The following is a 26,742-nucleotide window of genomic DNA, read 5'->3' as shown; positions in this document are numbered from 1 at the left end:
CCGCCGTGACAGACATCTTGCACTCGCAATTGAACTAGATCGCAGCCACGCAATTTGCTGTCGATGGCCAAATTGAATAGTGCCAGATCGCGCCGACGCCCATAAATCTCCAGGCGTACCCTGATCGCCCAAATTTCACTGATCCTCAGTGGCGCCTTCTGACCAACGAGCTTGCCCTTGTTCCAGGGAGCACTCTGTTCGCGGTCCCAAGTATTCGTATCCATTATCGACCTCCTTCGTAGGTTGGGCCTCTACTATGCGCGGTTGGAGCACACACAGGTATGTGGAAATGTGTGATATTTTCATTTCGGCAAGCTGGTATGCTATGGCCTAGCAGGCTGCAGTCGGCCAGCAGAGGCCATTCGCCGATGTAGGCACTCAATCGCGTTGTCGCATTAACAGCTGTTAACTTTGGCGGCAGTTAATTTTGGAGATATAACAATGAAAAAAATCGGCTTCTTCGGTGTGCTTTCTTTTGTACTTTGCGGATGTGCATTAGTGCCCGTCCAAGACCAGACCCTTAAAAATCCTAACGGCGGGGAAATAACGTGCAAGCAAGTGGGCACGGGTCTGTTTTCCTCTTCGCTAGGCAAATCTAGATTTGAGGACTGCGTGGCGAAAGCCCATGCTGACGGGTATCAATAAGCTAATTGCCAAAGTCTTCGCATTCGTGCGTAATCTCGGCCGTGTTCGGACAGTAGCGGCCATTTTTTACAGCCGCTGAATTTTTGATAAAGAATGCAAGTTTGAAAAATCGGAGACCGAGTATGAGATTATTTTTCTTTTTCTTTTTCTTTTTAGCTTGTGCTTTCTGCAAAGCGAGAGCAGAGAATACAGAGTCTTGTACTGAAGAGCCAGATAAAATAAAACAGTATGATTGCGTCAAACAGAATAGATTGACGAGTGAAAGAGATTTGGCCGTTGCAGAGAAAGCTACAATAGACGGCATAAATAGTAATTCTTGGACTTCTCGGCGGAGTGAATTTTTAGAAAATTTTCGAGTAGAGAAATTGGCGTTTGAAAAATATAAGGTTGCTATATGCAAGTTTGAGGCTTCGTTTGTATATTATTCCATTGACGAGCTTCCTGCCAAGATACAACAACAGGAATGTGAAGCGCGGATAAACGATGACCGAAAAAAATTCTTGCTAAGCTATCATAGCGTTCCAGTTATGTGAATGAAATCCATATTAAAATGCTGTGTTGTTGCTTTCGGCCAAGACCGGACGGCGATGCGACATTATAGAAAGTAGCAATGGCTGGATTATCAATTCCGAAAGATTTTCCGCTGAACGATTTATTGACTCAGGAGCTAATCCAATTGGCTATTGGGCGACATAGTTTATCGCTTAATTTCGGGCGGGACAGAGTAGACATCGAGGCGGGATTCGAGTACCAAACTGAGGACGGCAAAATTATTCTGGCGGAAAATTCAGACCTGGCCACGCCTGCCGCTAGTCTTGTAGCACTCTTGGGGCAACGTGTAACAGCTGTCGAGCGACTTCTAAATAATGAGCTTCGTCTCCAATTCGGCGAAAGTATGACTTTGATGCTGAAGGTTGATGACCAAGGCTTCGAAGCGTACCATCTCTTCGTTGCGGGGCAGTATGTGACGATTACTAAAGAATGGTGAAAGCCGTTTTCGGCCAAGAGCCGACGGTCATTTAATGTGAGATTTATGGATAAAGATATCAACGAAATCAGTGGGACATGCCACTGCGGTACGGTTCAATTTCACGTTCGGCTCACGAATGGTTTGCATACGGCCAGGCGTTGCAACTGCTCATATTGCCGCATGCGAGGTGCGGTTGCTGTGTCGGCCAACCTCTCTGATATTCACATCACTACGGGCCAGGACGCTCTAGTTCTTTACCAATTCAACACGATGCAAGCCAAGCATTATTTCTGCTCAAAATGCGGAATCTATACACATCATCAGCGTCGATCTAATCCAGAGCAATATGGTGTCAACGTCGCGTGCTTAAATGGTATTAGCCCGTTCGACTTTGATACGGTCCCAGTAAATGAGGGGACTGTTCACCCGAAGGATCGCCCTGCCAATGCAGGCCCTTTGATTGCTGGCCAGATTCGCTATGTTCCAACCGTATAAGGCTGGCGGTTTCCGGCCAAAACCAGACGTCCGAAATTGCATTCTCGATTCTATGGACTGTGCGTGAGGCTAGTAAATCAGAGGCAACAATACCTAAAACAGGAAGTTCAGATGGCGAGTAAAAGCTTCGATCTCAACATAGAAAAAATTCTAGAAAACTGGGAGGTTCACCATGGCATTCGCGAAATTATAGCAAACGCAATTGACGAACAACTCTTGACGGACACTGAACCCGCTGAGATCGATAAGCGCAATGGTGTTTGGTTTATTCGGGATCGAGGTCGAGGCATTCGATATACTCACCTCACACAGAACGAGAACGAGGAAAAGCTCAACAGCCCGCTTGTCATCGGCCGATTCGGCATCGGGCTAAAGGATGCCCTGGCCACCTTCGAACGTCATAACGTCGCCGCCCGAATCAGGTCGCGGTTTGGGACTATTTCGACCCACAAATCAGCCAAGCACGGATTCGGCGACATCTTCACCTTGCACGCCATCATCGAAGATGCCCAAGATCCGTCATTCGTCGGAACTGAATTTGCGCTTGAGGGAGTCGATGACGAAGAAATGGAGGCTGCCAAGGCTCTGTTTTTGAAGTTTTCCAGTGAGGAGTTGCTGGCAACCACTCGTTTCGGCGAGATCATCAGCCGTCGCTCAGGTCCCGGCGCGATTTACATCAATGGCGTAAAGGTTGCAGAGGAATCCAATTTTCTTTTCTCGTACAACATCACGCTGATGACTGCGGCGATGAAGAAAGCCATCAACCGGGAACGCTCTCATGTGGGCCGTACTGCGTACTCAGACTCTGTTAAGAAAATCCTGCTGGCGTCGACCAATGGGGATATTGCGCGCAAGCTTGCTGAAGACATATCTCGCTTTCAAACGGGCGAAATGCACGATGAACTTGCTTGGATTGACGTACAGGAGCACGCGGTACGCATCTTGAACGCTCAGGAAAAAGTGCTTTTGGTTACCGCGTACGAGGCGATGCGTTATCCCGACCTTATGGACCAAGCGCGGGAAAATGGAAACACGATTCTCACGATTCCAGATAATCTCAGGGCCAAGATCGCCGACTCGGTGGACATCGAAGGCCGTCCCATGGTGGACCTCACGCAATTCACCGAGACTTACAACGACAGCTTCAGTTTCGACTTCGTCGAGGTTCAAGCGCTCGGTAGTCAGGAACGCAAGATCTTCGACACCACTTCCTTTATTATCGAAGTATTCGGCGGAATGCCTGCCAAGGTGGCCGCAATCAAGATCTCGAACACCATGCGACCGGATTTAATGAGCCGAAGCCAGACTTTGGGCTGCTGGGACTCATCTACCTCCTCCATCATCATATGGCGTCCACAGCTGAATTCCTTCAAGGATTTCTCCAGCGTACTCATCCATGAATTGGTGCACGCGAAAACTGGTTATTTCGACGTCACACGCGATTTCGAGACCGCCCTCACCAACACTATCGGCGACCTGTGCATGGGCTGGTGGAGTGCAAGCGGCAATACCATTCCGAGTAAGAAATCGGTCGATGTGGGTACCCCATCAGCAAGTACCGCGCAATTGAATGCAGTTCGCGAGCCAGTCGACTATCAACATCTGACAGCCAAAGTCAAGTCGCTGCAAGCCGAACTCAATATTGCGCAAGAGACCGTGGCGCAACTGCGTGTGGACGCCCAGGTCATGAAGATCAAGGCACCCAGCACGGCGCTGACGACGAGTCTCGATACTACGGCCGCTACACCTTCAAATCGTTCTGCTTCGTCCCCATCAGTTCAGGAAGTCATGGCATCGAAGCGCTATGGCGAACTGTTGACGACAAAAGAAATGCAGGCGGGGCAACTCGACAAGGCGCTGCAAACCGTGGTGCAACTGCGCAAAGACTTGGAAGTCGAACGTAAAAGGGCCGCGCAAGCTATAAGTGAAGGTTACACTCTGCAGACAGACTTGGACAAATTCCGAAGCATGCAGCGTGAAGCCACAGCAGAACGCGTCCATCGCTCCTCGGTCAAACCATGGTACAAATTCTGGTGAGGCGTCGCTCCCATACATTGAATTTCTTTGATGATCAGACTTTCCGAACTAAAGCAGAGGGACATCCAGGATTATTTAGTGAACCTCATCCCATCGGATCGTCTGATTAGGGAATGCAATAAGCATGGAAATGACAAAACTTGAGGTGGCGACTCATCAGCTCGTCGTCGCAATACAGCTTTTTCTTGATGGTGATTATCTATCGGCGTTGACGCTAGCCGGGGCGGCAGAAGAAATCCTTGGAAAGCTATCGAAGCGTGCCGACTTGCCCGTGGCGGTTGAAGAAATCACGAAGTATCACGAGGACGACGTCGATAAGGCGGTTCCCGAACAGCAGCGCAAGTCTGTATTATTGGGCATCTTGAATCGAACCAGAAATCAAGCCAAGCATGCTAACGACCCGCAGGAAACACACGTGGTCTTCGATTACACTGAGCCGCTGCAAATGATCATGCGAGCTTTTCCTATGGCTCAGAATCTTAACGGCGCGATGCTTGAGTACAAAATTAAGCTTGATGCGTGGATAGATGCGCACCCGGATGTTTTTGACTAATTCGGCGCGATTTTCATTTCAGCAAGCTGGTATCGTGTTGCCTTGGGCCGAGATCGCCAGAAGCGGCCTCTCAAAAAAAATGAAGGTTCAGATCACATGCCGACTGTCCTAAGCTTTTTGCTATACGCAATTCTTGTCGTACTTGCGATCTGGGCCGCATTGGCATTTGCGGCTATCGCCATTCGTCATTTTTTGAATTCAGCTTTTTTGATTTCGTGGCGTTGGGCGCAAGCCGGTGGTGGGGCTATGATCGTTTCGGCGTTTTGGTTTGCTGTGTTTTTCGCTGCTCCCTATGGTGAGGGTATGCTATCCAGTTTGTTCGGAGAATCATTACAAGATATAGGTGCTTTATTGGGTTTCGTCGTGGCGATCTTCGTTGGCGTATTCTTCGGTGCGATTGTGGGTGCCGGACTTGGAGCGTCATGGCGTGCGGTATACAATGCTCAATAAATTTCGTAACCTTTTAATAGACAACTAGATGACTTGCTGTGCATGCTGATACAGCCGTCAGAATGCGGCCAAGACCGGACATTTCTCCCGAAAACGTGTTAAGCATTCGTGACCTAAATTAAGGAGTTATTTGAAGTGCGTAGGATATTTCTAGCGTTAATCCTCTCGCTGTTCGCTGCATTCAGTACCGCTGCCCCTATAAATTCAGGGGATTATGGTGGGCTGTTAATCGGCGTAGACCAGCAGGGAACTTTAACGGGATACTTCGAAAGTTCTACTAAAAATGGACAATTCAGTTGTATATTCTTCGTCAGTGGAAAAATCGGTGCTCCCATGGTTCACGTGGACACTTGGTTTCCTGCCGACCGTGACCCGAAGGAAGTAATTGCGGGAACCATTGAAGCCGATGCCGAGACTGGAGGGAACGCTATTCGTGTGGCGCTGAAAGAGGAGCATGGGGGATGCTGGAATGTTCAGCACTTTGCATCGGAACCAGCATCATTTAGGCTTACAGAAGTAGGAACTTGGCAGGCCATCCGGGTCGTCTCTGCAAAAAAAGCTTATTTCTACGAGGACTCAATGGGCGCACGCCCACGCAAAGCATACGTCGTCCAAGGCAATGCGTTGCGTGTCTTTGAGCAGCAGTCTGGCCGGGTGCGAGTTGAATATGTAAGCCCGGAAAACAAGCGTACACGCGGTTGGATTTCAGAGCGTGATTTGTACTCTGCTCAAAGCCCAGCTACAAAATAGCATTTCGTGCATGCTAGCCTTAACGGTAGCTACCATCGGCCAAGCTGCTACCCTGATACTGTCGGCCGAGTTCGGCCAAAAGCGGCCTCTCCCCAAGGCTGGATTCAGATGGCACTTTACCTACAGGTCCAAAACTAGTCGCCCACTAGCTACCCATGAGACGCATGTGCACATGCCCACCGCGCGCTGTGCTGGCGTCAGGCAGACGTCGCGGTGCACAGGATCTCCAGAGACCACATGTGTATAGCAATTGGCGCATTCACCTCGCTTACATTCATATGACACAAAGACGTCGGCGGCGATGAGTGCATCGAGGATGGATGTGCCTGGCTGCACTGTGATCTGCAACTGCGACATCGCCAGCTCCACGCACAGTGGTGCATCGCTAGCTGCGGGACGCGCGCCGAAGCTTTCAAAGTGCATCGCATTGTCAGGCCAGCCCAGCCGATTGCCGCTTTGCCTCAGCGCCTGTAACAGCGGCACTGGGCCACACGCATATAACTCTACAGCACCATCGTAGTACCCTAGCAGGACCTCCAGATCCGCCCGCCCGGCCTGCTGTGATAGGTGCATCACCAATTGCATATGCGGGATGGCCTGCAGCTCGTCCAGCAGTATCAGACGTTGCACACTGTGTGCCAAATAATGCAATGTGAAGGGAACACCACGCGCGCCAAGCGCATGGGCCATCGACACTAGCGGGGTAATCCCTATGCCACCAGCAATGAGCATGACGCGCGTGGTGCTGGCGACGGGGGCTAATGGAAAGCTGTCGTATGGACCCGCAACATCGACCAGCATCCCGGCTTCCAGTTCCTCATGCAGACAGCGCGAACCGCCAGTGCTGTTATCCAGGCGCAGCACCGCAATACGGTAGTCACTGCTGGCAGCCGGCGGGCCAACCAGCGAATAATGCCGCTCGTGTGTCTGGCCATCGCGCCCGGTCAGGCATAACTGGAGGTGGGCCCCTGGCGGCCAGGCCGGCAGCGCCTTGGCTTCAGGGTCCCTTAGCCGAATTTCTTTGACAGCAGCATTATGCGTGATGATCTCGGAAATGACGTATTTCATGGAACCTCCGGTGGGTTAGCGCTGCCAGACGGCGCCTAGGCAGGCTAAGCGGGAGGAAGCGATTGCATCCGTTTCACGATTGTGATTCAAGCGCAGTGCTTGAACAAGCCAGCGGAAGGAAATTCACCGTTTCGGCGTGCGTTGTAATCGCTGCACACAGCCTGACTAGCAGCAGATGTATGGTCGCCTGCGTGATGACTTCCAACACTTGCTCCTGCCTAAAGCCTGCCAGCATCATGTTCCGGTACTGGGCTGTATCGAGCACGGGCTTGCCGTCTATTACGGCTGCTACAAAGTCCAAACAAGCGCTGCCTTGTTTGTCGTGGCTGATACCGGTCATATTCCCCGCCATTTCGGCACTGTGCAGGCCGGCCTTGCGGCCGCTTTCCTGCAGCTCTGCTAAAGGATAGACGCAGAGGTCACGCGCCGCTAGGTATAAGCTAATGCGTACACGCGTCTGGAGATTAAGGCTGCTCCCCGATGCCAGTCCGTGTGCCAGCCGAATAAGTTCAGCGCCGACGTTGCTACGGCCAAGAATGCCGCGCTGCTGTTGATTCATCATGTTTTCTGGTTAGGTAGCCGCCACATTTTGCAGAAGGGCATGGAGCCAGCAAAGGAGGCTGCCTCGACAATGCCGGCATGCGGACTTCCTGCGCCGTGCGGTAGGCGGATTTTTTCCCACCGAGGAAATTCACCAGTGTCGGCGAATTACAAGATGACCTCGAGTCCCATCTGCCGACGCAATCAAGATGTGCATCAAAATACAATTAAAGGTGCTGGGTCCTTTGCAATACAGCACTCAGCACTCAGCACTTGGCTGTCTGGCAAACTAAACACGCCCAACTTTTTGCGACAGTACAAAACATGTGGGCATGTTTATTGGGTACTACTACGCGATCAACTTAGAACTTATAGCTTGCGCTGACGTAGCCAGTTTGGCCGTGTGCATCGTAGTAGCTTGGATCGTAGCCAGCCTGGAAATATTCCCCTACATTGATGACTTCCGGCGGAATGCGGTTAAACAGATTCTTCACGCCGACGCGCAGGGTCAGGTTCTTGATACCGCTGTACGCCAATTGCGTATCCCATGTTGAGAGCGAGCCGACGTGTACGGTCGCTCCATTGTCGTAGCGGTCCGCATCGTAGTAACCAGACTGGAAATTGTTGGTCAAATCTATGTTCCAGTTTGCATACTTCCAATCCAGACTCCACTGGTCTCGCCAGCGGAACACGATACCGCCGTTCACCACCGCGTTCAGCACTGTACCGTTGGCGTCGACGCTGCGGGCCACGCTCTGCTGGACTTCACCATCCGGCAGGGTAAGGTCGTATTGGGTCGTGTAGGTGCCATTCAGACGGGTGCTGACGGTGCCGTAGTTGTCGGTCTTGGCGATACGCCAGCGGACGTCTAAGTCGACACCTGCGGTTTTCAGCCCGCCGGCGTTGATGTTCGTGCTGGTGATTTGCGAGATATTGCCACCAGCGTCACGTTGCACTAAGCCAGTGTAGGCTGGGTTGCCGCTCGCGGCCCTGTCGACGATGAATTCAGGACCGAGTGTAGTCACAAGGTTACGGACGTTGATCTTCCAGTAGTCAACCGCGACGGAAAGTCCCGGCGTAGGATCGATGACGAAACCCAGCGAGGATTGTTCTGATTTTTCTGGCTTCAGTTTCGTGTTGCCGCCAACAATTTGGTTGAACTGGCCTAACGTACCCTTGACCGGATCAACGAAAACCTGCGTCGTTGCAAAGGTCTGCGGATTATTCAGTTCAGGCAGCGATGCCTCCCGGAAGCCGCGCCCATAAGATGCGCGCACCAGCAGCTGCGACAGCGGCTGGTAGCGGAAGCTGATCTTCGGATTGGTCGACGTGGCGGTCGGGAAACGGTCGGTACGCACCGCCAGATCCGACGACAGCGATTTCAAGATAGGTACGCTCAGTTCGCCGAACAATGCTTGCGAGCTGCGCGAAGCGTCCAGCGGCAATGCCTGGCCGCCATAGCCGGAGATGTCGCCCGACTGGTAGGCTGCGCTTGGATCTTGGGTTAGGCTTTCGGTCATCAGCTGGCCGCCGATGGCGAACATCAGGTCACCGGCTGGCAGCGTGTACAGCTGGCCCGAGACCTTCGCTTGCAGCGAATTATTGCTCAGCATGTTGTGGATCATCTGACCGTTGTAATTGGTCGCGGCGATCTGTGCTGCCAGAGCTGGGGTCTGGGTTGCGGCATACGGGTTGAAGGCGTTGTTGTTGCTCAGCAGCTTGGTCAGCGCCAGTTCCGACGAGTAGCCGCCCTGGGTGGTTTCGGTCACGTCGCTGTTGTTGTGCACGTAGGCGACGTCGTAGTCGTAGCCCTTGATGGTACCGCGCATGCCGATCACCAAGTGGTCTTGCTTGGAGTAATCTTCGTGCTGGCGGTTACCAGCGTCAAACGAACGATAGCTGACCGATACCGGGCCGGTGACGCCCCGGCCGGCCAGGTAGGCGGCTGGATAGTAAGGGCTGGTCGGCGACAGGATGATGCCAGGGTAGACGCCGGCTGCGGCGAAGGCGGTGTCCGGCGCCAGGAAGAGGTTGCTGAACGGCGCAGGCTGAGACACCGTGGTGGTGGTCTGCTGCGAATGGAAACCTTCGACGAAGATTTCGTTGTTTTCGTCGAGCTTGAAGCGGGCGTTGGCGGCCACGTTGACGCGCTTGACCTGCGGCACCAGCTGCACGAACGGCGCCGAGTTGAAGCGGCAACGATTGGTGTTGGCATCCCACTGGCTGCCGTTGGTGGCGCAGGTCGCCTGGGTCAGCGGATTGCCCAACGAGGTAGCGTTGCCATCCATGCTCGTTAGGGCGCCGCTCGGCGTGGCGCTGCCGTCACGCAGGCCATTGTTGTTCCACGACTGCTGGGCGTAACCACGCTGGCTGCCGAAGATGTCGTTGTCCTTGCCGAAGTCGCCCGACAAAGTGATGTTGTAGCGGTCGGCATCGAAGTCACCGAAGCCGGCGATGATCGAAGCTTTGTAATTGGCGCCCCCGCCATCCTTGGTGCCGCTCGAGTAGCCATTTAGCTCGATGCCGCTAAAGTTGTTGCGCAGTATAAAGTTGATTACGCCGCCGATGGCGTCCGAACCATACACGCCGGAGGCGCCGTCTTTCAGCACCTCAACGTGGTCGACCGAGGCCAGCGGGATCGAGTTGATGTCGACAGACGTGCCGTCGGTGGCATAGCTGGCCAGACGACGGCCGTTGACCAGCACCAGTGTTTTGTTCGCGCCGATGCCGCGCAGGCTCGCAGTCGATTCGCCATAGGTCGACGAACCGACGCCTTGCGCGCTACCAGTGCCGCCGACCATGCTGTTGGCGGTCAACGAGGATAGCAGCGCTTCGGTAGACGTCACGCCCAATTTCAGAATGTCCTCATGCGTGACGGTCTGCACCGGCAGCGAGCCTTCGGCTTGCGCACGTTTGATCGAGGTGCCAGTCACTTCCACGCGCTGCATTGCCGGTGAGGGGGAGGCGGTGTCCGTTTGCGCTTGGGCGCAGGTGGCGTTACCAAGTCCCAGCGCGACACTGCCGGCGAACATCAAGCGTAGCGAGCGGGCCAGAATTTTTTCTTTGGTCATGTTTAAAGTCTCGATTAATTAAAAATAAACAGGACACCTCATGCTGACGGCATCCCAATTTTTGATACTGATGACTAGAGACATCTGCATGGATGGCGCAATTCGTTGTATGACGTCAGCGCTTGCGTTGCGGCGCCAGTGCTTCCACAATATCTGTCATCCTGCGGTCTATTGGCGCTATCGATTCGGATCGCTTAGAGCTATGTTGATCTTAAGCCGGCCTTTTATCCAATTATCTGACTAATCCAGTGGCTGGGCTAAGTCGGGTCGGATATAGATGTGTAACTTACTATTACTCTCTAATTATCAGATACCAGTTGTGGATTTTTATGCAAGGGAGGCGCTTGTGCAAGCGGATGGAATGCAATTCACTGTTTCGTCTTGCTCAATAATCAGTGCACACAGTCTGGAGAGTAGGAGATGGCCATACGTCAGAGTGATCACCTCTATTATTTGTTCCTGGCTAAAGCCTGCCGCGATCATTGCGCAATATTGTCCGACATCGAGAACCGGCGCGCTGTGAACCATGGCGTCAACAAAACACAAGCAAGCGGTGGCTTGCGCGTCGTGACTGGTGCCGGCCATATTCGCTGCCATTTCTGCGCCATTCATGCTGGCTTGCCTACCGATTTCCTGTAAATCTAACAGCGGGTAGACACAAAGGCCACGCTTTACCAGACATAAGGCGATCCGTACACGCATTTGGAGATTCAGCGTGCTTCGCGTTGCCAGGCCATGGGCTTGGCTGTTGACTTCGGCGCCGACCTTGGTCTGGCTGAGGATGCTGCGCAGTTGTTGTCGATTCATGCTGCTCACTTGAATTTGAAGTTGCTGTAAGCGGTACTTTGCGAAATAATCGCTGACATGAGTAGGGGCCGTTTGGCAAATCACTATTTCGCGAAAAGGAATACTCGATGGATCAACTCCATTTGATGGCCGTATTCGTCGCGGTGGGCGAGGAGCAGAGCTTCGCGGCTGCTGCTCGTCGGCTGGACCTGTCGCCTGCGGCAGTAACGCGCGCTATTGCGGGGTTGGAGGATGGGCTGGGCGTTAAGCTGCTGTTGCGTACAACGCGCAACGTTCGGCTGACCGACGCCGGACACCGATATCTGGATGACGTACGCCTTATTTTGTCCAGTATTGTCGAAGCCAATGAGGCGGCGGCCGGCGTCAATACCGACCCCCAAGGTCATCTATCGGTGACGGCTTCGGTACTCTTCGGCAAGTCTTTTGTTGTGCCATGCATTGTCGACTATTTGCAGCAATTCCCCCGAATCGAGGTGTCAGCCTATTTTCTCGACCGGGTAGTTAACCTTGTGGAGGAAGGAATCGACGTCGCTGTTAGGATTGGTCAATTGCCGGACTCAAGTCTCAAAGCTTTGCGAGTAGGACAGGTCCGACGGGTCCTCTGCGCTTCCCCGGAGTATTTGGCCCGCAACGGCATTCCCATGCACCCTTGCGACTTGTTACAGCACGCTGTGATCGCCGCCAGCGGCATCTCGCCGCGTGTTGAATGGAAATTTGGGGGCGCGGACAACCTGGCAACGGTACGCGTTAAGCCCCGCCTGACGGTTACCAGTAACGACGCAGCGATTGCCAGCGCTGTCGCCGGCTTGGGGATCACGCGACTGCTGTCGTACATGATTTCTGAAGAGCTGACTGCTGGTACGCTAAAGATCGTTCTTGCCGATTACGAAGAGGCGCCTTGGCCGGTGAACATCGTGCACCGGGAAAGCAAGTTCGGCTCCTCGAAGGTACGCAGTTTTATCGATATGCTGGCCACCCGGCTGCGGGCAAATCCCTTCCTTAACTGAATCTCCCACACTAGCCCAATTGCGTCGTGCGAAACAATCAATTGAGGCATGCGTAGTTTCTCTGCGGCCAGTCGTTGCCTAGAATGGACTCATTCGCTGCACCCTGCGGCGAGTAGACGAAGTCCCTTTACTCAACGACCCAGGAGCGCAGTCATGAAAGCAGCAATCATCATCTTGTCGGACCCAAAAGCAGGCGAAGAAGCGTTAGGCCGCATGTTCAACGGCCTCGCCGCCGCCTATGATTTCAAGCAGCAAGGTACTGAGGTGGGCATCTATTTCGCCGGCACCGGTACCCGCTGGCCTGGCGTGCTGGCCGACACCGCGCACCCTATTCATGCGCTGTACAAAGGTGTGGAAGACAAAGTAATGGGCATTTCCTGCGGCTGCGCCGACGTGTTTGGCGCCCGTGAAGACGCAGAGAAATCGGGTTTCGAACTGATCACCGACAACCGCGTGCCGGGCACCTCCGGCCTGCCCAGCGTGGCGCAAATTACCGCCGACGGTTACACCGTCTTTACTTTTTAAACCATCTCCGACGTCGGCGCCCTCGTCACAACTGGCGCCGGCAGTCTCTCACGATCAAGGAAATTATGAACATCTTCACCTCCCGACTGCTGCAGAGCAGCTTGGTTGTTACTTTGGGTTTGGGCGCCGCTCAAGCCGCCGAACCGGTCGCTAAGCCGACGGTCATCCTCGTCCACGGTGCATTTGCTGACTCGTCCAGCTGGGATGGCGTGACCGCTAAGTTGCGCAAGGACGGTTATCCCGTAATTGGCGCCGCCAATCCACTGCGCAGCGTCAAGGGCGACGCAGATTACATTGCCAGCATCGTCAAAAGCGTGCCCGGCCCAGTGATCCTGGTCGGCCATTCTTACGGTGGCAGCGTCATCACTGCAGCAGTGCAGTACAGCAGTAATGTAAAGGCGCTGGTATATGTTGCGGCTTTTGCACCGGAGACTGGCGAAACTGCGGCCGGTTTGTCGGGAAAATTCCCCGGCGGCACGCTTGGTCCTACATTGTTGGCACCCGTCAAACTGGCGGACGGAGAGAGTGATCTCTACATTCAGCAAGACAAGTTCTACAGCCAGTTTGCCGCCGACCTTCCGGAAGCTCAAGCCCAGCTGATGGCCGCTGGACAGCGCCCGGTAACAATTAAGGCGCTCAATGAAGGGGCGCCTGCTGCACCCGCGTGGAAGTATCTCCCGAGCTATTTTATTTACGGTAGCGCCGACAAGAACATACCGGCTGCGGCGATTGAATTTATGGCCAAGCGCGCCGCCGCCAAAAAGGTCGTGGCTGTTGATGGAGCTTCGCATGTAGTGATGACCTCGCATCCGACGGAGGTAGCAGAATTGATCGAGTCAGCCGCAGCGCTCAAGTAATTGCTCCGCGAACCATCCCGCTTGCGCCGGCTATGCAAGAGGATGGTTGACCCAGCGGAAAATCGGTAAGTCGATGAGCCCCGTATGGACTTGGGCGGGTCTATTGCATCCAGCCACCTTCCGCAGACAGTGACATTTTTTTAAAATCGATTTCATACTACTCCTAGGAGATCAACATGCGCAGCTTGATCAAGTCTTGCCTCGTCAGCACTGTTTGGGTGGCTATTTTATGCAGCAACAGCAACGCCTTGGCCGCCCCCGTTGCCTACCGTTCAGTCGACATTGATGGGGTACAAGTGGCTTACCGCGAGGCGGGCGCTGCCAACAAACCGACGCTGTTGCTGCTGCATGGCGTGCCTAGCTCGTCGCGTATGTACGATGGCCTGATGCGTAAGCTGGGTGACGAATACCATTTGCTTGCACCCGACTATCCGGGCTTTGGCAATAGCGATGCGCCGGACCCCGCAACGTTCTCTTACACCTTCGATCACCTCGCTGAGGTGACCGCCAAATTCACCGACGCACTAGGATTACAGCGCTATGTATTGGTCATGCAAGATTACGGTGCTCCAGTGGGCATGCGCCTGGCCATGGCTAGGCCGGCAGCAGTGAAAGCAATGGTGTTTCAAAACGGCAATGTGTATGAAGACGGTCTGGGGCCAATGTGGGCCAAGCGCAAGCCTTTCTGGGCCGACCGCGCGGCCCACGAAAAGGAGGTCGTGGCCGCGCACCAGTCGCTCGCGGTCACACGTGGGCGCCATGTCGGAACTGATCCTGACGTCTCTGCATATGACCCGGATTTGTGGATGGATGAATATGCTTACCTCAACCGACCCGGCCAGGCGCGTATCCAGGCAGACCTGGCTTATGACTACCAAAACAATCTTGCCGCGTATCCGCTCTGGCAGGCTTGGCTGAAGCAGCGACAGCTGCCGACCTTGGTAGTTTGGGGCAAATATGACCCGAACTTTTTGGTCCCCGGAGCACTGGCCTTCAAACGTGACTTACCTTCGGCGCAGGTGGAAATAGTTGACGCGGGCCATTTTGCAATGGATACGCGGCTGAATGAAATCTCTGCCTTCATTGCTGGATTTATGCGGAAGAACCGAGAGGTGTTGACAAACTAAGCCGGTGAAATGAGCACTTTTGCGCATACGCCGCTTGGCAATAAATAATTGAGCACCCCGCTGCGAAGTACGGATTACTGCAGCATCCAGCGCTACTGTTGCTGTCACTCCCTCAATCGGAATGATTAACCCAAAGGAGACATCATGAACAAGCCAAACTTTCACCCTGGAGAATTGGCCGTGCAAACCCGCGCTAAACAAGACGCAATTGCCGCCCGCAACGGGACGTTGATAAGCGATACCGTGCTGGTTGGCGCCCGGCCGTTTATCGCCCAGCAGTGGATGATAGTGTTGAGCAGCGTGGATGACGCAGGTGCGCTGTGGTCGTCGGTACTGTTCGGCCAGCCCGGCTTCGTGCACACCAGCGAAGATGCGCGCCGAATTTTAGTCAATGTGCCTGTCGCGGAACGTGACCTCAGCGATCCTCTATGGGCCAATATTCCCGCCCATCCCGACATCGGCATGCTTTTCCTGGAATTTGGCACGCGTCGCCGCTATCGCGTCAATGGCCGTGTGGAGCGACTGCATGACGGCGGCCTTGAGGTCGTCGTTCGCGAAGCCTATCCGGTTTGTCCAAAATACATTCGGCGGCGCCAGGTGCTGGCGATCGGCGACGTTAAGCTGTCACGGCCGCTTGCCGTTGGCACTGCCATTGATACCGTGCTGGAGGGTATTTTGCAACGCGCCGACAGCCTTTTTGTCGCCAGCCACCACGCCGAAGCCGGCGCGGATGCATCTAACCGTGGCGGTACTCCAGGCTTCGTTAAGGTCGTCAACAAGCAACTGCTGCGTATCCCGGATTTCCACGGCAACAGCATGTTTAACACGATGGGCAATTTGCTGATCGATCCACGTGTCGGCCTTTGCATTCCCGATTTTGAGCAACAACAGATCCTGCAGTTGAGCGGCCAAGCAGTCTTGCACTGGGACCAAAATGACCCTCACAACCAGACCGGTGGGACTGGCCGCTTCTGGGAATTTACGGTTGAGCGCTGGCTGCTGCGCCAATCGCCGCAACATGTGAATTGGGAGCACCTTGACCCCTCGCCATTCTTGCCGGAAACAACCAACTGACTCACCAATTACGCTGCATGCTAGCCTGTCCTAGGCAGGACTTGTCCGTTGGGTTAGCAAACTGCTGATGGGGATAACCATGAAAATTTCGGATTGGAGTGTCTGTACGTGGCTATCGCCCCGCTTTTCCCTATTAATGCTGGTGATAATTATGCTGGGCACAATCGACATATCACACGTGTCAGCTATCGAAAAGATAAAGCAGGGGGTCTCCAGTTTGGACGATGTGACGCAGCAAAATGCAGCGTTAGTCGAGAAAGCAGCAGCACAGGCAATGCAAGCACAGTCGCTGAAGTCGGCGGCGGTCATAAGCATATTCCAGCTGGACCCTGATAGCTCCGAAGTGCGCTCAGCTGTGCAGCTGCTGCGCCAACTGCGAGGTGTACCTGTACGTGCGCTGCGGACGAAAATCAAGTTGGAGCGTGCAGTTCAGGTATATGCGCACGGTGGCGATCATGGCGCGCAATAACACGGGCGCGGCGCTACTGTTGGCCAGCCAGCACAGTCGCTGCCAGCGTTTACTCTTCGGCGCTGTGTTGTTGGCTGGAGTATTAGGTTCAGCACTCGGACACGCTGGCGAACTAATCGTCTACTCAACCAATATTGCTCCATTTTTCTACTCTAACGAAGAGAATGCGCTCAGTGCAGTGCGGGGCGAAGGGGCGGGCGCAGTAAACGAATTGCTGAACTTGGCCGCTCGCGAAACTGACGTGACGCTCGATATCCGTGCGCTGCCGTTCAGGCGATTAACCGCGCTGCTGAATACGCGGCCGCAGACGTTAGCAGTGATGTGGCGGCTTCCGGAGGTCGAAAACACACGTGTCTGGCTGGCCAAATTGTTGAGCGAACAATTAGTGGTTCTATTGCGCAGCGATAGTGTGCTGAACCCAAAAGATCTAACATCATTGCGCAACATGCATATTGGCGTCGTATTAGGCGGCCCAGCTGAAGTAGCTGTACGCCGGCTGGGGCTAACGGATATCGAAACCGCAAGCACGGCAGAAAGCAATGCGCGAAAGCTGGCTATTGGGCGTATCGACGCCTGGGTGGCATTTCGCTCGGTAGCTGATGTGACTCAACGCCAAATTGGTAGCAGCATGAAAGCTGTGCGCGTTGGTGCCGTGCTCCAGAACATGGACTTATACCTGACCTGTGGATCGATCAAAGACGAAAGAGAAGTTTCACAATGGAAAAGCACCTTCATGCGCCTACGTAAAGAAGGCTTGCAGCAAAGTCTGCTGCAGCGTTACGACCTGGCGTTAGGTCCGGATACGCGCTAGCTGTGGTGTACGATGCACGCGGCAAACAGCTAGTTTGAATATTTAGTAAATACAAAATCCTCACTGGCAGGCAACTTCGCATGGCAAGCGAAGCAGCTATTGGTAACTTTCTCGCTGGTATTGACTTTGCCGCTTTCAAACTGACCATAGCCCCATCCAGCCGTACTAGTAAAACGTTTGGAATCTTTTACCGATACTTGAACATTGGTCGGATTTCCAGCAATAAATGACTGATCGCGACCAAAAATTGCGTTATTGCGTGCCGATGATATGTACTCATAGGCAAGTCTAACAATGATAGCGCCATCTGGAAATGGGAAGGTGGCGTCTCTTATTGCCTTCATAGCGATGTCGTTTCCTAGGATCGCCCTAATGTCATTGTTATTACCGGCCTCATGCGCGACACTAATAACTTGCCATTCGCGGTAACCTGTTGGTAGCGTTACCCCGAAGCCCGGCGATCCTTGTGCAGTTGGGATAGGCTCGGAGTTATCTTTGGCGACGCTGAAAAGCACGATCAACAGACCAACGACACCAACGGCGACAGATAAGATTGGTAATTTGCGCATCTTTCGACTCCTTTTGCAAGAAAACAATTCGTGATTTAGTCTATACAGAGCCGGATAATTGTCAAGATCAGCCTGCAACGGCAGCATTCGGTGCCTGTAAAAGACCATAATTCTCCTGCCATAAAGGCTGATTCGGCCTTTCGATATGCAGGAATTTTTGCCTCAGTCTCAGGCATATAGTTGCACCCCAGGATGACCCATGCTGAGCATTCTTCCAAGTGTTGGGCGCACGTGCTAAACCTTGGAGGGGGGCAATTGGACTGGGTCATTTCGACGTGCAAATGAACACTTGGGCAGTAGAGCGTTGATTCAACGTGTGGATCCACAGTCTAACGGCTACGTGTATATCAAAGATCTTCGGCATGTGCAGAGCCCATGTTATCCGGTAGACACATTACCACCTTTGATGATTCTCCGGAGAAAATAGCCCGTCAACCTCGCAACCAATCGTAGAGTAAGACAATATTATGGCTTGAAGGGTGGCTGACAACTGCTGACAATGGCTGAAGAATTGGTTGTTCGCTCAAAGATAATACAAAGCGAGCGGCGGCTTAGGGGCGGAAACGGCCGATCGGCACAGTGACATTTAGCAGTGCCCTCTCACGCGCGTCATTGCCAGCATAGAGCCTTCAATTCGGTCAACCGAAGTTTGCACGCGCGATCAACCGTGCCAGAGTCTGCATTCGGCAAGAGGGTGATCGCATTTGTTTTGCGGCGAAGCGCGTAAAATCGAGCGGCAGCGAAGACGTCGCAAGCGAGCGACAGCGAAGACTTGCGGGGCAGGGGGAGCCGAACCAGAATGAGGCGCCGAACGGCGACGAGAGCGACCCCCAGGACGCGGTCTGGTTTGGGGGCGGAGCCCGTCCCCAAGTGAAACGCGGGAAAGTGCTTTTTAGACGAGCGTCCAGTGAGGAAAAAAGGCACTTTCCCGCGCTTCGCGGGGACCTGCCAAGCCCCTGTGGGGCGCGGAGAGAGCGCAGCGAACCGGAGGCAAGAGTGCGTGCTAATTTCCGCCCTAGCGGAAAAGGGAAAGGGAAGCCGCCCTAGCGGCCAGGCGGAGCCTGCCTTTGCCGGTTAGTACTCACCCGCGCAGGTGTGTCGCTTCGCGACACACTGAAGACGTAGGGATGCCATCAAGATCCTATTCATCTTATTACAATGGTCACAACTACTGTTACCAACGTACTGGCGCCATAGCGTTGGAACCGCAGGAATAGCCAAGTGCGAAAACAACTACATTGAGGTTGTTAACAACCTCGGCGTAGTTGTTAACAACCTCAATGTAGTTGTTAACAACCCCATCGAATAGGTTATTGAAAACTATCATCGCATTGCTCTGTGAAAATCAGCCTCAAAACAATGTAAAAAAACATCAAAATTATAATGCTGTTGCATTTATCATAATCTAACACAAAGCACAACTTCAATGCTAAGATTGTGAAATGGAACCTAAATCGATAAAACAACCGAGAACCGCCGCAGCCATAGCCGCTCGATGGGGGCTTGGGACTCCCGAGCAACGCTGGCAGCTTAAAATTAATTCAGTAATTCAGTTTGTTGCTAGACTTGGATGGGCGACAGTCGAAATGGTGAATTACCATTTAGATCAATCTAAGCGCGACTGGGTAGCTCAGATGGTTCATGAGAAATGGTTCATCTCGAAACTCGCCATTATCGATGATAGACCTGCAACAATTTTAGTTTTGACGCATAAGGCGCAGCGGACTGTGAAGCAAGTATATCCCTTTATAGGCCGGCGAATTGATAGGGAGGCGTCAAGGCAATCGCGCCATGACTTTATCGCATCATGGGCTGCTTTGTGGTTATTGAAGAACAGGCATGATTTGAAAATTAGGCAAAGTAAGCTTGAAATTTGGACAGATCGAGTAATGCGTGGATTTATCTATGATGAATACACTCGTCCTGATATTTCTATAATGTCCGATGATAATGTATTGTTAAATATTGAAGTGGAACGTACTCGAAAATCTAGCGCACAGGAAAATTATCAATTCTTTAAAAAACTAGAATATTTCGAGCGCAATGGCATTGAGAATTTTTTGGTCTTTGAAAGTCGAAAATTGGCTGCTCGATTTTCCGAAGAAATGCAACGTGCTAAGCATTTTGGCCTCACACCATGGTTTCGGGATGTTAATTCAAAACGGTGGTGCGAACTTAGAAATCACGAACGAGAAATTTTCGATCTCAAGATTGTGATCAGCATATGGGATTATGATAAAAAAATTATAACAGATATTTTTTATTCAGATGCGTATTTCCAAGAGTCAAGTGAGAATTTTGTATAACTTTAAAAGAAATAATTTCATTAATTTAAAACAAAAAAATACAGGCTCAAAGTAAATTTGAAGACTTTCCTTCAAACTCTGTTTTTTCACTTCCAGAAAAATGTCCTTTAGTAGTTTATTGATCATTCAAATCTCCATCAGTCACATCGTTGTCATGGACGGTATTGTTTTTATTCTATGAAGTAACTATTGGCTAAGCCAGCAGCGTGCAAGCCCATTTCAGTCGCAAGATCATCAAGTGGGACCATGGTGTCGATTTTAAAAGATCTCGAAATCTGGTCTTCTTCTAAGTTATTTTTTTTGAAATTTGGCTTGGTGTACTGCGCGATGTGTCCAGTTGCGCGGCTTATTTCGTAATTTTTCACATCTATTCTCTGGTGTTCATATATTTCAATTGAAAAGTCCGTTGAGTAACTTGACGGCCGATACTTTGAAAGAACCAATCGGATAGACACCGCAAGAATAGATGTCAAGGCAGCCAATGTAATGGCTAGTTGGGTTGCAATAGCATATTCGTTCATATCATTTTTCCTCAATTTCAAGTTTGGGCTAGCTACCCGTGGTGAAACTCCATGTCTTACTGACTGTGGTGGCGCCGGCATTACCGGAAAAAACTACGTTGTAGGTCGTATTAGTTTTGAACGGGATCTTGCCAATGATAAAGGCAATATTCGACGCAAGGTATGCATTGGGATCATTTGCTTTCGTCATCAGGCGGGCCTCCAACGGCATTGCCTGGCCCGCTTCGGTAACGGTGAAGCTATTCACAGTTAACGTCTGCCCTTCTTTGATCGCCACGCATATCGGGAAACTGGTTTTGGTCGGAAAGTCTGCATTTGATGTCGACAGATCAGGGAATGGATTGGGCGTTTCCACCCCCGCATGCAAGGGAACGGCCGTCTGTTTGTCTGCCGGGTAGGTACCTAGGAAATCGCTGGCGTTGAACTGAGGTTGTACATTGGACTGGTAGCCTAACTCCATCACTACTGTTTGCGACGCATCGGCCCCGACTGCTACGCCGATCTCGCGCGGGAATTGATACATCAGGCCCGTTCGGTGGTACACGGTAGCCACTAGGGAGTTGAAGGCAGCCAGAATACCCTGATTGCCTCCGAAGGCGCCTTCTTCACCAACATATGCGCCTGCGTAACCAGCATGCTGCGCACGATCAATTTCCTGTACTCCAGTGAACAATGGTTTGGTGGCGTCTTCGATATGAAACTGCGGACGGCTGTACGTCGTGTTAATCGCCGACATATCGACTGTCCCGCCATTGTTGATATCGTTGATTATCACGTAGTGCAAGTGATTCGATGCCGCCGTATCGAGCAGCGGATTCTGCGCCAACAGGCCCAGGCCCAGGTTGGAGCGAAAGTCATTGAGCGCTGAGACGAACTGGAATTCAGGGGAATCTGAGGCGTAGGTTAGGACCGGCACTGTCGTTTGCAGATCACCTGGCGTTACGGTGGGAGGAGTGACAACAGGTGTGGTTACTGGCGGCGCTGCCGCGACTTGACCCGATGGGCCACCACTACCGCCACCGCACGCGGACAGCGATGCCGCGAAAATAATCGTCATTGTCAATTTCAGTTTCAAGACTTTGCTTCCTTAATTTGAAAGTAGGTTTGCTAAGTTGCATATTAGCACGAGCTACGACATACGTAGTATCGTGAAATCATGTAAGTAACGATTCTCGTAGTTCCGAAACTTCGAGGAACTACAAAATGGCGAATGCCAATGAGCTTTGGGGGCACAGGTTAAAGGAAATTCGTACTGCAGCTGGACTATCACAAAAAACACTTGGTATTCAGGCTGGTCTGGACCAGTTCGTGGCGAGCACACGAGTGAACCGCTACGAATTGGGTGTGCATAAAGCCGACTTCCTGATTGCCCAGCGGTTAGCCGAAATTTTGAACGTTCCGACGGCGTACTTTTACACGGAGGACGATCGCCTGGCTGAGCTGATGGTTGCATACCACCGCGCGAGCGCACGCAAAAAAGCTGCCATTCTCAAGACCGCTAAGGAATGACCCTCCTTCCATCCGCCTCTGAAACACTTGCCCACTCGCGCCAGCGCTAACTTGCCACTATGGCGAGTAGCGTCTATACACCGCAAAGAGGTGGTCAACGTCGTCAAACGGGTGGCGACTCATATTATGCGCCGGGTGCAGGCGCTTGCCCTCCCGAAGGGGGCGCACCGGCGGGCCGATTTTTCACTTTAGCGGCCTGGCGCCCGTTCAGGGCGACACCCCCGGCGTCTCCGGCGCTCTTCCAGAGCGACCGGCCCCAGACATTAGCGGACCGGGGTAGTCACAACGAGGAAAGCTATGCCTGCTCAAAATTGGGCGCGGACTTGGGTGTTAAGACTACGGGGAAAATATCGCAGGACAATCAGAAGAAACACAAGATTCCAAAGAAAAACGCCTGGATTCTTCTGGTTTGTTGTCAATTTTCTGAATTCTTGTAGTTAGTATCTTGGGCAAATACCAGTACCATCCGCCCGTCTTGGTTCCCAGTTCTTTGGAAGACTCGATGCCAATTTTTGATTTTGCGCGGTTGGCTGCAGTCCATGAATATCCCGCATCGCTTACTTCAGCCTTTACCATTTTGGCGGGCATTCTTCCACCGTGATCCGATAAAAGATCGATTAGCAAGTTCTCCAGACCAGCAGCACCCGATTCTTCACAGCTATCGTCGTGCTCGACGTTACCTAAAATTTCTCTCGCGGTCCCTTCAATTGTGCCTTCCCATACTGCGTGGGTGGCCTCGATGCCATTGATGATGGGCGACAGCTCGATTGCATAGGCAATGCCTCCGTCGTCCGGTGCTATGTTTGACTTGGCTCGTGCCAAGACCCGTCGAGAGCCGCCTTCCTCTTTGGCCGCCACTAGGACCATGCGTGCGAGTGCGCCGAATGCTTGGGATCCGATGACGCGGTCTGCGGGAGCCTTACCTGCGCCGCCTTTTGCAAAGTGGGTGATGCCGATAACTGCGCAGTTGTGTGTCTCTGCGAAGTCGACCACGGCTTGCAGAGCGCGACGCACGTCATTGGCGCGATGCATGTCACCAGACACTGCGGATACGATAGGATCGATGATGAGTAAAGAAACGCCTCCAATTTTTTCGACAGCTTTGTATAGTTCATGGATATCATGAGCGGGATCGAAAGGGATTCTTTCGTTATCCAGCGTAATGCCATCGATGAAATGACAGCGGGCCATGTCCGCGCCGGATGCCAACAACCGCGGGACGAGCGTGTCGTCGGCATTATCTTCGCTCGACCAAATAAGGATGTTGCCACTCTTGCCGCAGCGCTTCCCATCGGGCCAATTTCCTTGCGAGGTCAAAGCGGCGGCAAGGCCAAGTGCCAGCGTGGTCTTACCCGTGCCGGCGGCGCCGGCTAAGATTGTCAACTTCCCAGCCGGAAGCCAGCCGTCCCATAGCCAAGTTATGGGCATCGGAACGATTTGACTGCCACAACGAAGATTGACCACTCGAACCCCGCCGAGTTCGTCCGTTGGCTTGGGTGACGTGCTTCTGTGAACAGGTGAAGGATCCTCCGAACTGGCAGATCTCACGACACGATTCGGCACGGCTTGCTCGTCCGAATTCATCGCGTCTAGCAGAGATAGCCCGGCCTCCACGGATCTAACTACTCGCGCATTGCGAGAGGTGTCCTTCGTCAGCGCAATGGTATCTAATTGAGTAGAGCCCGCATCCATCGATCTATCCAAGAGCGGCCTCCATTCCGTTTTGCAGCCGGCGAGCACAAGTCAATAACCTCTCGCGTTCCAAGTCCGACAGCTCGTGATTAGATGCAAGTTGTTTCGCAAAATGCCAAGCGACAAGGGTTTCAAATGCAATGCCTACTAACACATCACTAGCACTGAATTGCCGCCGAGTTCCCTGTAAAAAATTTCCACCGATGGGCTTTGGATACAGATCGGAAAAATTCATATCGATAGCGCCGAGAACCTCGGCGGCGCCGCACCCTGCGAAACAGTGCAAAAGGATCCGCCCATCATCTAGCTCCCTGATTGCCAAAGACGGGTGTATGTCGTCATGAGCAGGGCAGCACGCTTGCCACTTGTCTCTGCCTCTCTTCTTCACTTGCTGCAGGTTCAGTAAGAGATTTTGAATGCTCATTCAATGCCGCCTTCCGCCAGTCTTGCAATGAAATCTTCAACTTGCGAATAGTCCCAGACCGTCACGGACTGGCTTAGTTTAAAAGGACGTGGGAACGTCTCCGCACGTACCCAACGCCATATAGTCGCTGGGCTGACGGGCAGCAGGCCTGGTTTGCCAGGAGTGCTGGCGAGCTGACTAATCCTAATGACTCTCTTTGACATCTCTTCCCCCTTGGTGATACGCCATAGCGCGATGGGAAGACTATCTCCTTTTTTTTTAATCAGTATAGGCAACTACTCAGTATCGTCGGCAGCTACTCGGGTTTTTTTAGGTTTCGGCTTTTTTCTCAATGCTTTTGGTATCTCTTTTAACATTTTTTCAATAGTGGTTTCGCACACTGTCTGGCCGCGAAGTTGAGTTTTTTTGACGATCGTCGCCGCAGCGGCTGAGGCATGGTTGTAGTCTATGCCGGCGATGTCGCAGACCCCTGCGAATGCTCTAAAAACATTGTTTCGCTCACGAGTTCCCAAGGGTTTATCATCATCCTCTTCTGCTGTCGCCCGCGCTTCTGCTGTCGTCCGCGATTTTTCGAAGCTTACTTTTTTTGCAAAATCCAGCGTATTAAATATTTGTTCTTCTTGTGAGATGTTTGATTCATATTTCAATGAATGATTGTTTTCAGAAAAGTTCGTGAATAACGGGTCGTCTACGAGGTCGTCTTGGCCGATGAATTCGGCTATTTGGGAGTAATCAATCGTCGCGCGGCCTGTCGCGATATTGTGAGAAATCTCTATACCTTCAGTGGAACAAATACGTTCGACGTCATCCAGTCTTACTAGGAAAACATCCGATTCATGTTCGGGTGTATACTCGTCCACACGCATACGTGTGTCGCGGAGGTAGACCGCGAGCCGGCCCTGATCAATTAGTGATGCAACCTTATATGTTAGTGAGTCGATAGCCGTTGGAGAAATCCGCTGGTACCGCACCCTATCTTCCGCAGTCTTTATGTTATAAATGATGGAAAACAGAAGCTCAGGTAAGTCTGCAGCTAAGATCAAGGCAGGTACGCTGTTCTCATCCTCATCAGGATTTCTGAAATGGAATACGTTCTGAGTGACTAAGGGAATATATTGCCAGATCGATCCGCGCCGGGTGTGTGGAGTCATTGTTCACCCCATGCTCGCAACCGGATTATTTCGCCACCAATACGTAATTTGTCCAAGTAATCGGCCCAGCGTTGCATCATCTCGCGCCGTGCGGGAAGGTGTGCCGTACGATTGTATGCGCGGCCATTCACATCTTTAACGGCATGTGCAAGCTGGTGTTCAATCAGGTCGATACGCTCTTCCAGCACTTCATCCATGATAGTGCGAGCCATTGCTCGGAAGCCGTGGCCGGTCATTACACCTTTGGCGTAACCCATGCCTCGTAATGCTGCGTTGATCGTGTTTTCGCTCATACACGTCTTGCTGCGCAGGCTAGGGAAGACATACTTGCCATGTCCGGTTACGGGGTATAGCGTACGCAGTATCTCGACCGCTTGCACTGACAACGGTACCATGTGTTCAACCTTCATTTTCATCTTGCTGGCAGGTATGCGCCACTCTGCCGCATCAAGATCGATTTCGCTCCATTCGGCAGTGCGGAGTTCACCCGGGCGCACGAACACCAGCGGGGCCATTTTGAGCGCGGCGACCGCCGCCGGGAAACCGTTGTAGTCAAAGATGGCGCGCATCAGTTCGCCGGCTTGCTTGGGTTCCGTGATTGCGGCAAAATGTGATCTGGGGACTGCTGACAGTGCCCCTTTGAGATCTGTTGTCACATCGCGCTCAGCCAATCCAGCGGCTACTGCATACCGGAATACCTGCCCACATATTTGTTTGACCCGGTGAGCTGTGTCGATAGCACCTCGTGCCTCCATTTTTTGAACTGTTGCCAGTACGTCTAATGGCTTGATTGTGGATATGGCGGTCTTGCCCAAGAAAGGGAACACATTGTTTTCCAAAGCAGAGGTAACTTTTTCTTGGGTATTGGCGCCTCTGTCTGCCGCTGTCTTGGCAAGCCACTGACGCGCCACCACTTCAAAGGTTTGTTCCGCTGCAGTGGTCCTGGCCAGTTTTTCTTCGCGTTTGGCTTGGCTTGGGTCGATAGGGGGGATCGACGCTAGCAGCTTGCGGGCTTCCTCGCGACGGGCTCTTGCTTGGGCTAGCGATACGGCAGGGTATATTCCCAGCGCTAGAGTCTTCTGCTTGCCGTTAAATCTGTAATTCATACGCCAGCATTTTGCTGTCGGCGTTACTAGCAAATACATCCCGCCGCCGTCGCTAAGCTTGTCGCCGGCAGGCGCACCGCTGTGCTTTACCTGTCTTATGCCTGTGTCTGTCAGTGCCATTGCCTCGCCCCCTGTTGGTATCCGGTTTTTTGCGATCTGTTGATACCAACAAAAAAACCATATTTTTGGTGGTATCCCATGCTATTGC

The 26,742-nt window shown here is 52.5% G+C and carries 28 protein-coding genes and 1 pseudogene; 16 read left to right on the top strand and 13 right to left on the bottom strand.

Annotated features, from left to right (window positions below; translation table 11 throughout):
• Positions 1-224: pseudogene (locus Q0S71_RS26175) on the bottom strand (integrase); the annotation flags it as partial.
• 543 nt (positions 225-767) lie between these two features.
• Here Q0S71_RS26175 and Q0S71_RS26170 point away from each other — a divergent pair.
• From Q0S71_RS26170 to Q0S71_RS26140, 7 genes are all read left to right on the top strand, one after another.
• Complete coding sequence (locus Q0S71_RS26170) at positions 768-1,178, top strand: hypothetical protein (RefSeq protein WP_296002298.1); 411 nt, start codon at positions 768-770, stop codon at positions 1,176-1,178.
• A 77-nt stretch (positions 1,179-1,255) separates the two neighbouring features.
• Positions 1,256-1,633, top strand: coding sequence for a DUF6188 family protein (locus Q0S71_RS26165; protein WP_296002295.1), 378 nt, complete (start codon positions 1,256-1,258; stop codon positions 1,631-1,633).
• A 45-nt stretch (positions 1,634-1,678) separates the two neighbouring features.
• On the top strand, positions 1,679-2,110 hold the full coding sequence (locus tag Q0S71_RS26160; protein WP_296002292.1) for a GFA family protein: 432 nt from the start codon (positions 1,679-1,681) through the stop codon (positions 2,108-2,110).
• Between the two features lie 111 nt (positions 2,111-2,221).
• Positions 2,222-4,147, top strand: a complete 1,926-nt coding sequence (locus Q0S71_RS26155) for a hypothetical protein (protein WP_296002289.1) — start codon at positions 2,222-2,224, stop codon at positions 4,145-4,147.
• A 124-nt stretch (positions 4,148-4,271) separates the two neighbouring features.
• The gene (locus tag Q0S71_RS26150; RefSeq protein WP_296002286.1) at positions 4,272-4,700 is read left to right on the top strand and encodes a hypothetical protein; all 429 of its coding nucleotides are present in this window, start codon (positions 4,272-4,274) and stop codon (positions 4,698-4,700) included.
• 96 nt (positions 4,701-4,796) lie between these two features.
• Positions 4,797-5,150, top strand: a complete 354-nt coding sequence (locus Q0S71_RS26145) for a hypothetical protein (protein WP_296002284.1) — start codon at positions 4,797-4,799, stop codon at positions 5,148-5,150.
• 135 nt (positions 5,151-5,285) lie between these two features.
• Positions 5,286-5,900: a hypothetical protein gene (locus Q0S71_RS26140; RefSeq protein WP_296002282.1), complete on the top strand. Its 615-nt coding sequence runs from the start codon at positions 5,286-5,288 to the stop codon at positions 5,898-5,900.
• A 120-nt stretch (positions 5,901-6,020) separates the two neighbouring features.
• Here the strand turns inward: Q0S71_RS26140 and Q0S71_RS26135 are convergent, their stop codons facing one another.
• The 4 genes from Q0S71_RS26135 to Q0S71_RS26120 all read right to left on the bottom strand — a co-directional run bounded on the left by Q0S71_RS26135 (position 6,021) and on the right by Q0S71_RS26120 (position 11,386).
• Positions 6,021-6,968, bottom strand: coding sequence for a PDR/VanB family oxidoreductase (locus Q0S71_RS26135; protein ID WP_296002279.1), 948 nt, complete (start codon positions 6,966-6,968; stop codon positions 6,021-6,023).
• A gap of 73 nt (positions 6,969-7,041) precedes the next feature.
• Positions 7,042-7,530 (bottom strand): hypothetical protein, encoded by a 489-nt coding sequence (locus Q0S71_RS26130; protein ID WP_296002277.1) that lies wholly within the window; start codon positions 7,528-7,530, stop codon positions 7,042-7,044.
• 340 nt (positions 7,531-7,870) lie between these two features.
• Positions 7,871-10,579 (bottom strand): TonB-dependent receptor, encoded by a 2,709-nt coding sequence (locus Q0S71_RS26125; RefSeq protein WP_296002274.1) that lies wholly within the window; start codon positions 10,577-10,579, stop codon positions 7,871-7,873.
• 327 nt (positions 10,580-10,906) lie between these two features.
• Positions 10,907-11,386, bottom strand: coding sequence for a hypothetical protein (locus Q0S71_RS26120; RefSeq protein ID WP_296002271.1), 480 nt, complete (start codon positions 11,384-11,386; stop codon positions 10,907-10,909).
• A gap of 107 nt (positions 11,387-11,493) precedes the next feature.
• On the opposite strand from Q0S71_RS26120, the gene Q0S71_RS26115 reads away from it, so the two are divergent.
• The 7 genes from Q0S71_RS26115 to Q0S71_RS26085 all read left to right on the top strand — a co-directional run bounded on the left by Q0S71_RS26115 (position 11,494) and on the right by Q0S71_RS26085 (position 17,256).
• Positions 11,494-12,393 (top strand): LysR family transcriptional regulator, encoded by a 900-nt coding sequence (locus Q0S71_RS26115; protein ID WP_296002269.1) that lies wholly within the window; start codon positions 11,494-11,496, stop codon positions 12,391-12,393.
• Positions 12,394-12,546: 153 nt separating this feature from the next.
• Positions 12,547-12,918, top strand: a complete 372-nt coding sequence (locus Q0S71_RS26110) for a DsrE family protein (RefSeq protein WP_296002266.1) — start codon at positions 12,547-12,549, stop codon at positions 12,916-12,918.
• 65 nt (positions 12,919-12,983) lie between these two features.
• Positions 12,984-13,775 (top strand): alpha/beta hydrolase, encoded by a 792-nt coding sequence (locus Q0S71_RS26105; RefSeq protein ID WP_296002263.1) that lies wholly within the window; start codon positions 12,984-12,986, stop codon positions 13,773-13,775.
• Positions 13,776-13,951: 176 nt separating this feature from the next.
• Positions 13,952-14,902 carry an alpha/beta hydrolase gene (locus Q0S71_RS26100; RefSeq protein WP_296002261.1) on the top strand — a complete coding sequence of 317 codons (951 nt, stop codon included), beginning with the start codon at positions 13,952-13,954 and terminating at the stop codon, positions 14,900-14,902.
• 144 nt (positions 14,903-15,046) lie between these two features.
• Positions 15,047-15,976 carry a pyridoxamine 5'-phosphate oxidase family protein gene (locus Q0S71_RS26095; RefSeq protein WP_296002258.1) on the top strand — a complete coding sequence of 310 codons (930 nt, stop codon included), beginning with the start codon at positions 15,047-15,049 and terminating at the stop codon, positions 15,974-15,976.
• 79 nt (positions 15,977-16,055) lie between these two features.
• Positions 16,056-16,445: a hypothetical protein gene (locus Q0S71_RS26090; RefSeq protein ID WP_296002255.1), complete on the top strand. Its 390-nt coding sequence runs from the start codon at positions 16,056-16,058 to the stop codon at positions 16,443-16,445.
• Positions 16,432-17,256 (top strand): ABC transporter substrate-binding protein, encoded by an 825-nt coding sequence (locus Q0S71_RS26085; RefSeq protein ID WP_296002254.1) that lies wholly within the window; start codon positions 16,432-16,434, stop codon positions 17,254-17,256. The genes Q0S71_RS26090 and Q0S71_RS26085 overlap by 14 nt, the downstream gene beginning before the upstream one ends.
• A gap of 29 nt (positions 17,257-17,285) precedes the next feature.
• On the opposite strand, the gene Q0S71_RS26080 is transcribed toward Q0S71_RS26085, so the two are convergent.
• Complete coding sequence (locus tag Q0S71_RS26080; protein ID WP_296002252.1) at positions 17,286-17,825, bottom strand: cytochrome P460 family protein; 540 nt, start codon at positions 17,823-17,825, stop codon at positions 17,286-17,288.
• A 1,442-nt stretch (positions 17,826-19,267) separates the two neighbouring features.
• On the opposite strand from Q0S71_RS26080, the gene Q0S71_RS26075 reads away from it, so the two are divergent.
• Positions 19,268-20,131 carry a hypothetical protein gene (locus tag Q0S71_RS26075; protein WP_296002249.1) on the top strand — a complete coding sequence of 288 codons (864 nt, stop codon included), beginning with the start codon at positions 19,268-19,270 and terminating at the stop codon, positions 20,129-20,131.
• Between the two features lie 170 nt (positions 20,132-20,301).
• Here the strand turns inward: Q0S71_RS26075 and Q0S71_RS26070 are convergent, their stop codons facing one another.
• Together Q0S71_RS26070 and Q0S71_RS26065 are read right to left on the bottom strand one after the other, a co-directional pair.
• A complete protein-coding gene (locus Q0S71_RS26070; RefSeq protein ID WP_296002246.1) occupies positions 20,302-20,652 on the bottom strand; it encodes a hypothetical protein in 351 nt (116 codons plus the stop codon).
• Between the two features lie 28 nt (positions 20,653-20,680).
• Positions 20,681-21,727 (bottom strand): CAP domain-containing protein, encoded by a 1,047-nt coding sequence (locus tag Q0S71_RS26065; protein WP_296002244.1) that lies wholly within the window; start codon positions 21,725-21,727, stop codon positions 20,681-20,683.
• A gap of 128 nt (positions 21,728-21,855) precedes the next feature.
• Between Q0S71_RS26065 and Q0S71_RS26060 the strand changes: the two genes are divergently transcribed.
• Positions 21,856-22,161, top strand: a complete 306-nt coding sequence (locus tag Q0S71_RS26060) for a helix-turn-helix transcriptional regulator (protein ID WP_296002241.1) — start codon at positions 21,856-21,858, stop codon at positions 22,159-22,161.
• A 336-nt stretch (positions 22,162-22,497) separates the two neighbouring features.
• On the opposite strand, the gene Q0S71_RS26055 is transcribed toward Q0S71_RS26060, so the two are convergent.
• From Q0S71_RS26055 to Q0S71_RS26035, 5 genes are all read right to left on the bottom strand, one after another.
• Positions 22,498-23,865, bottom strand: a complete 1,368-nt coding sequence (locus Q0S71_RS26055; protein ID WP_296002238.1) for an AAA family ATPase — start codon at positions 23,863-23,865, stop codon at positions 22,498-22,500.
• Entirely contained in the window at positions 23,858-24,277 is a 420-nt protein-coding gene (locus tag Q0S71_RS26050; protein WP_296002235.1) for a CHC2 zinc finger domain-containing protein, read from the bottom strand. The genes Q0S71_RS26055 and Q0S71_RS26050 overlap by 8 nt, the downstream gene beginning before the upstream one ends.
• Positions 24,274-24,480, bottom strand: coding sequence for an AlpA family transcriptional regulator (locus Q0S71_RS26045; RefSeq protein ID WP_296002308.1), 207 nt, complete (start codon positions 24,478-24,480; stop codon positions 24,274-24,276). The genes Q0S71_RS26050 and Q0S71_RS26045 overlap by 4 nt, the downstream gene beginning before the upstream one ends.
• Positions 24,481-24,552: 72 nt before the next feature.
• Complete coding sequence (locus tag Q0S71_RS26040; RefSeq protein WP_296002233.1) at positions 24,553-25,428, bottom strand: hypothetical protein; 876 nt, start codon at positions 25,426-25,428, stop codon at positions 24,553-24,555.
• Positions 25,425-26,654: an integrase arm-type DNA-binding domain-containing protein gene (locus Q0S71_RS26035; RefSeq protein WP_296002231.1), complete on the bottom strand. Its 1,230-nt coding sequence runs from the start codon at positions 26,652-26,654 to the stop codon at positions 25,425-25,427. The genes Q0S71_RS26040 and Q0S71_RS26035 overlap by 4 nt, the downstream gene beginning before the upstream one ends.
• Positions 26,655-26,742: the final 88 nt, after the last annotated feature.

The sequence above is a fragment of the Rugamonas sp. genome (assembly GCF_025354735.1).
Lineage (GTDB): Bacteria > Pseudomonadota > Gammaproteobacteria > Burkholderiales > Burkholderiaceae_D > Rugamonas.
The sequence above is the reverse complement of the archived record's forward strand: the minus strand, read 5'-3'. Positions and strand labels throughout refer to the sequence as shown.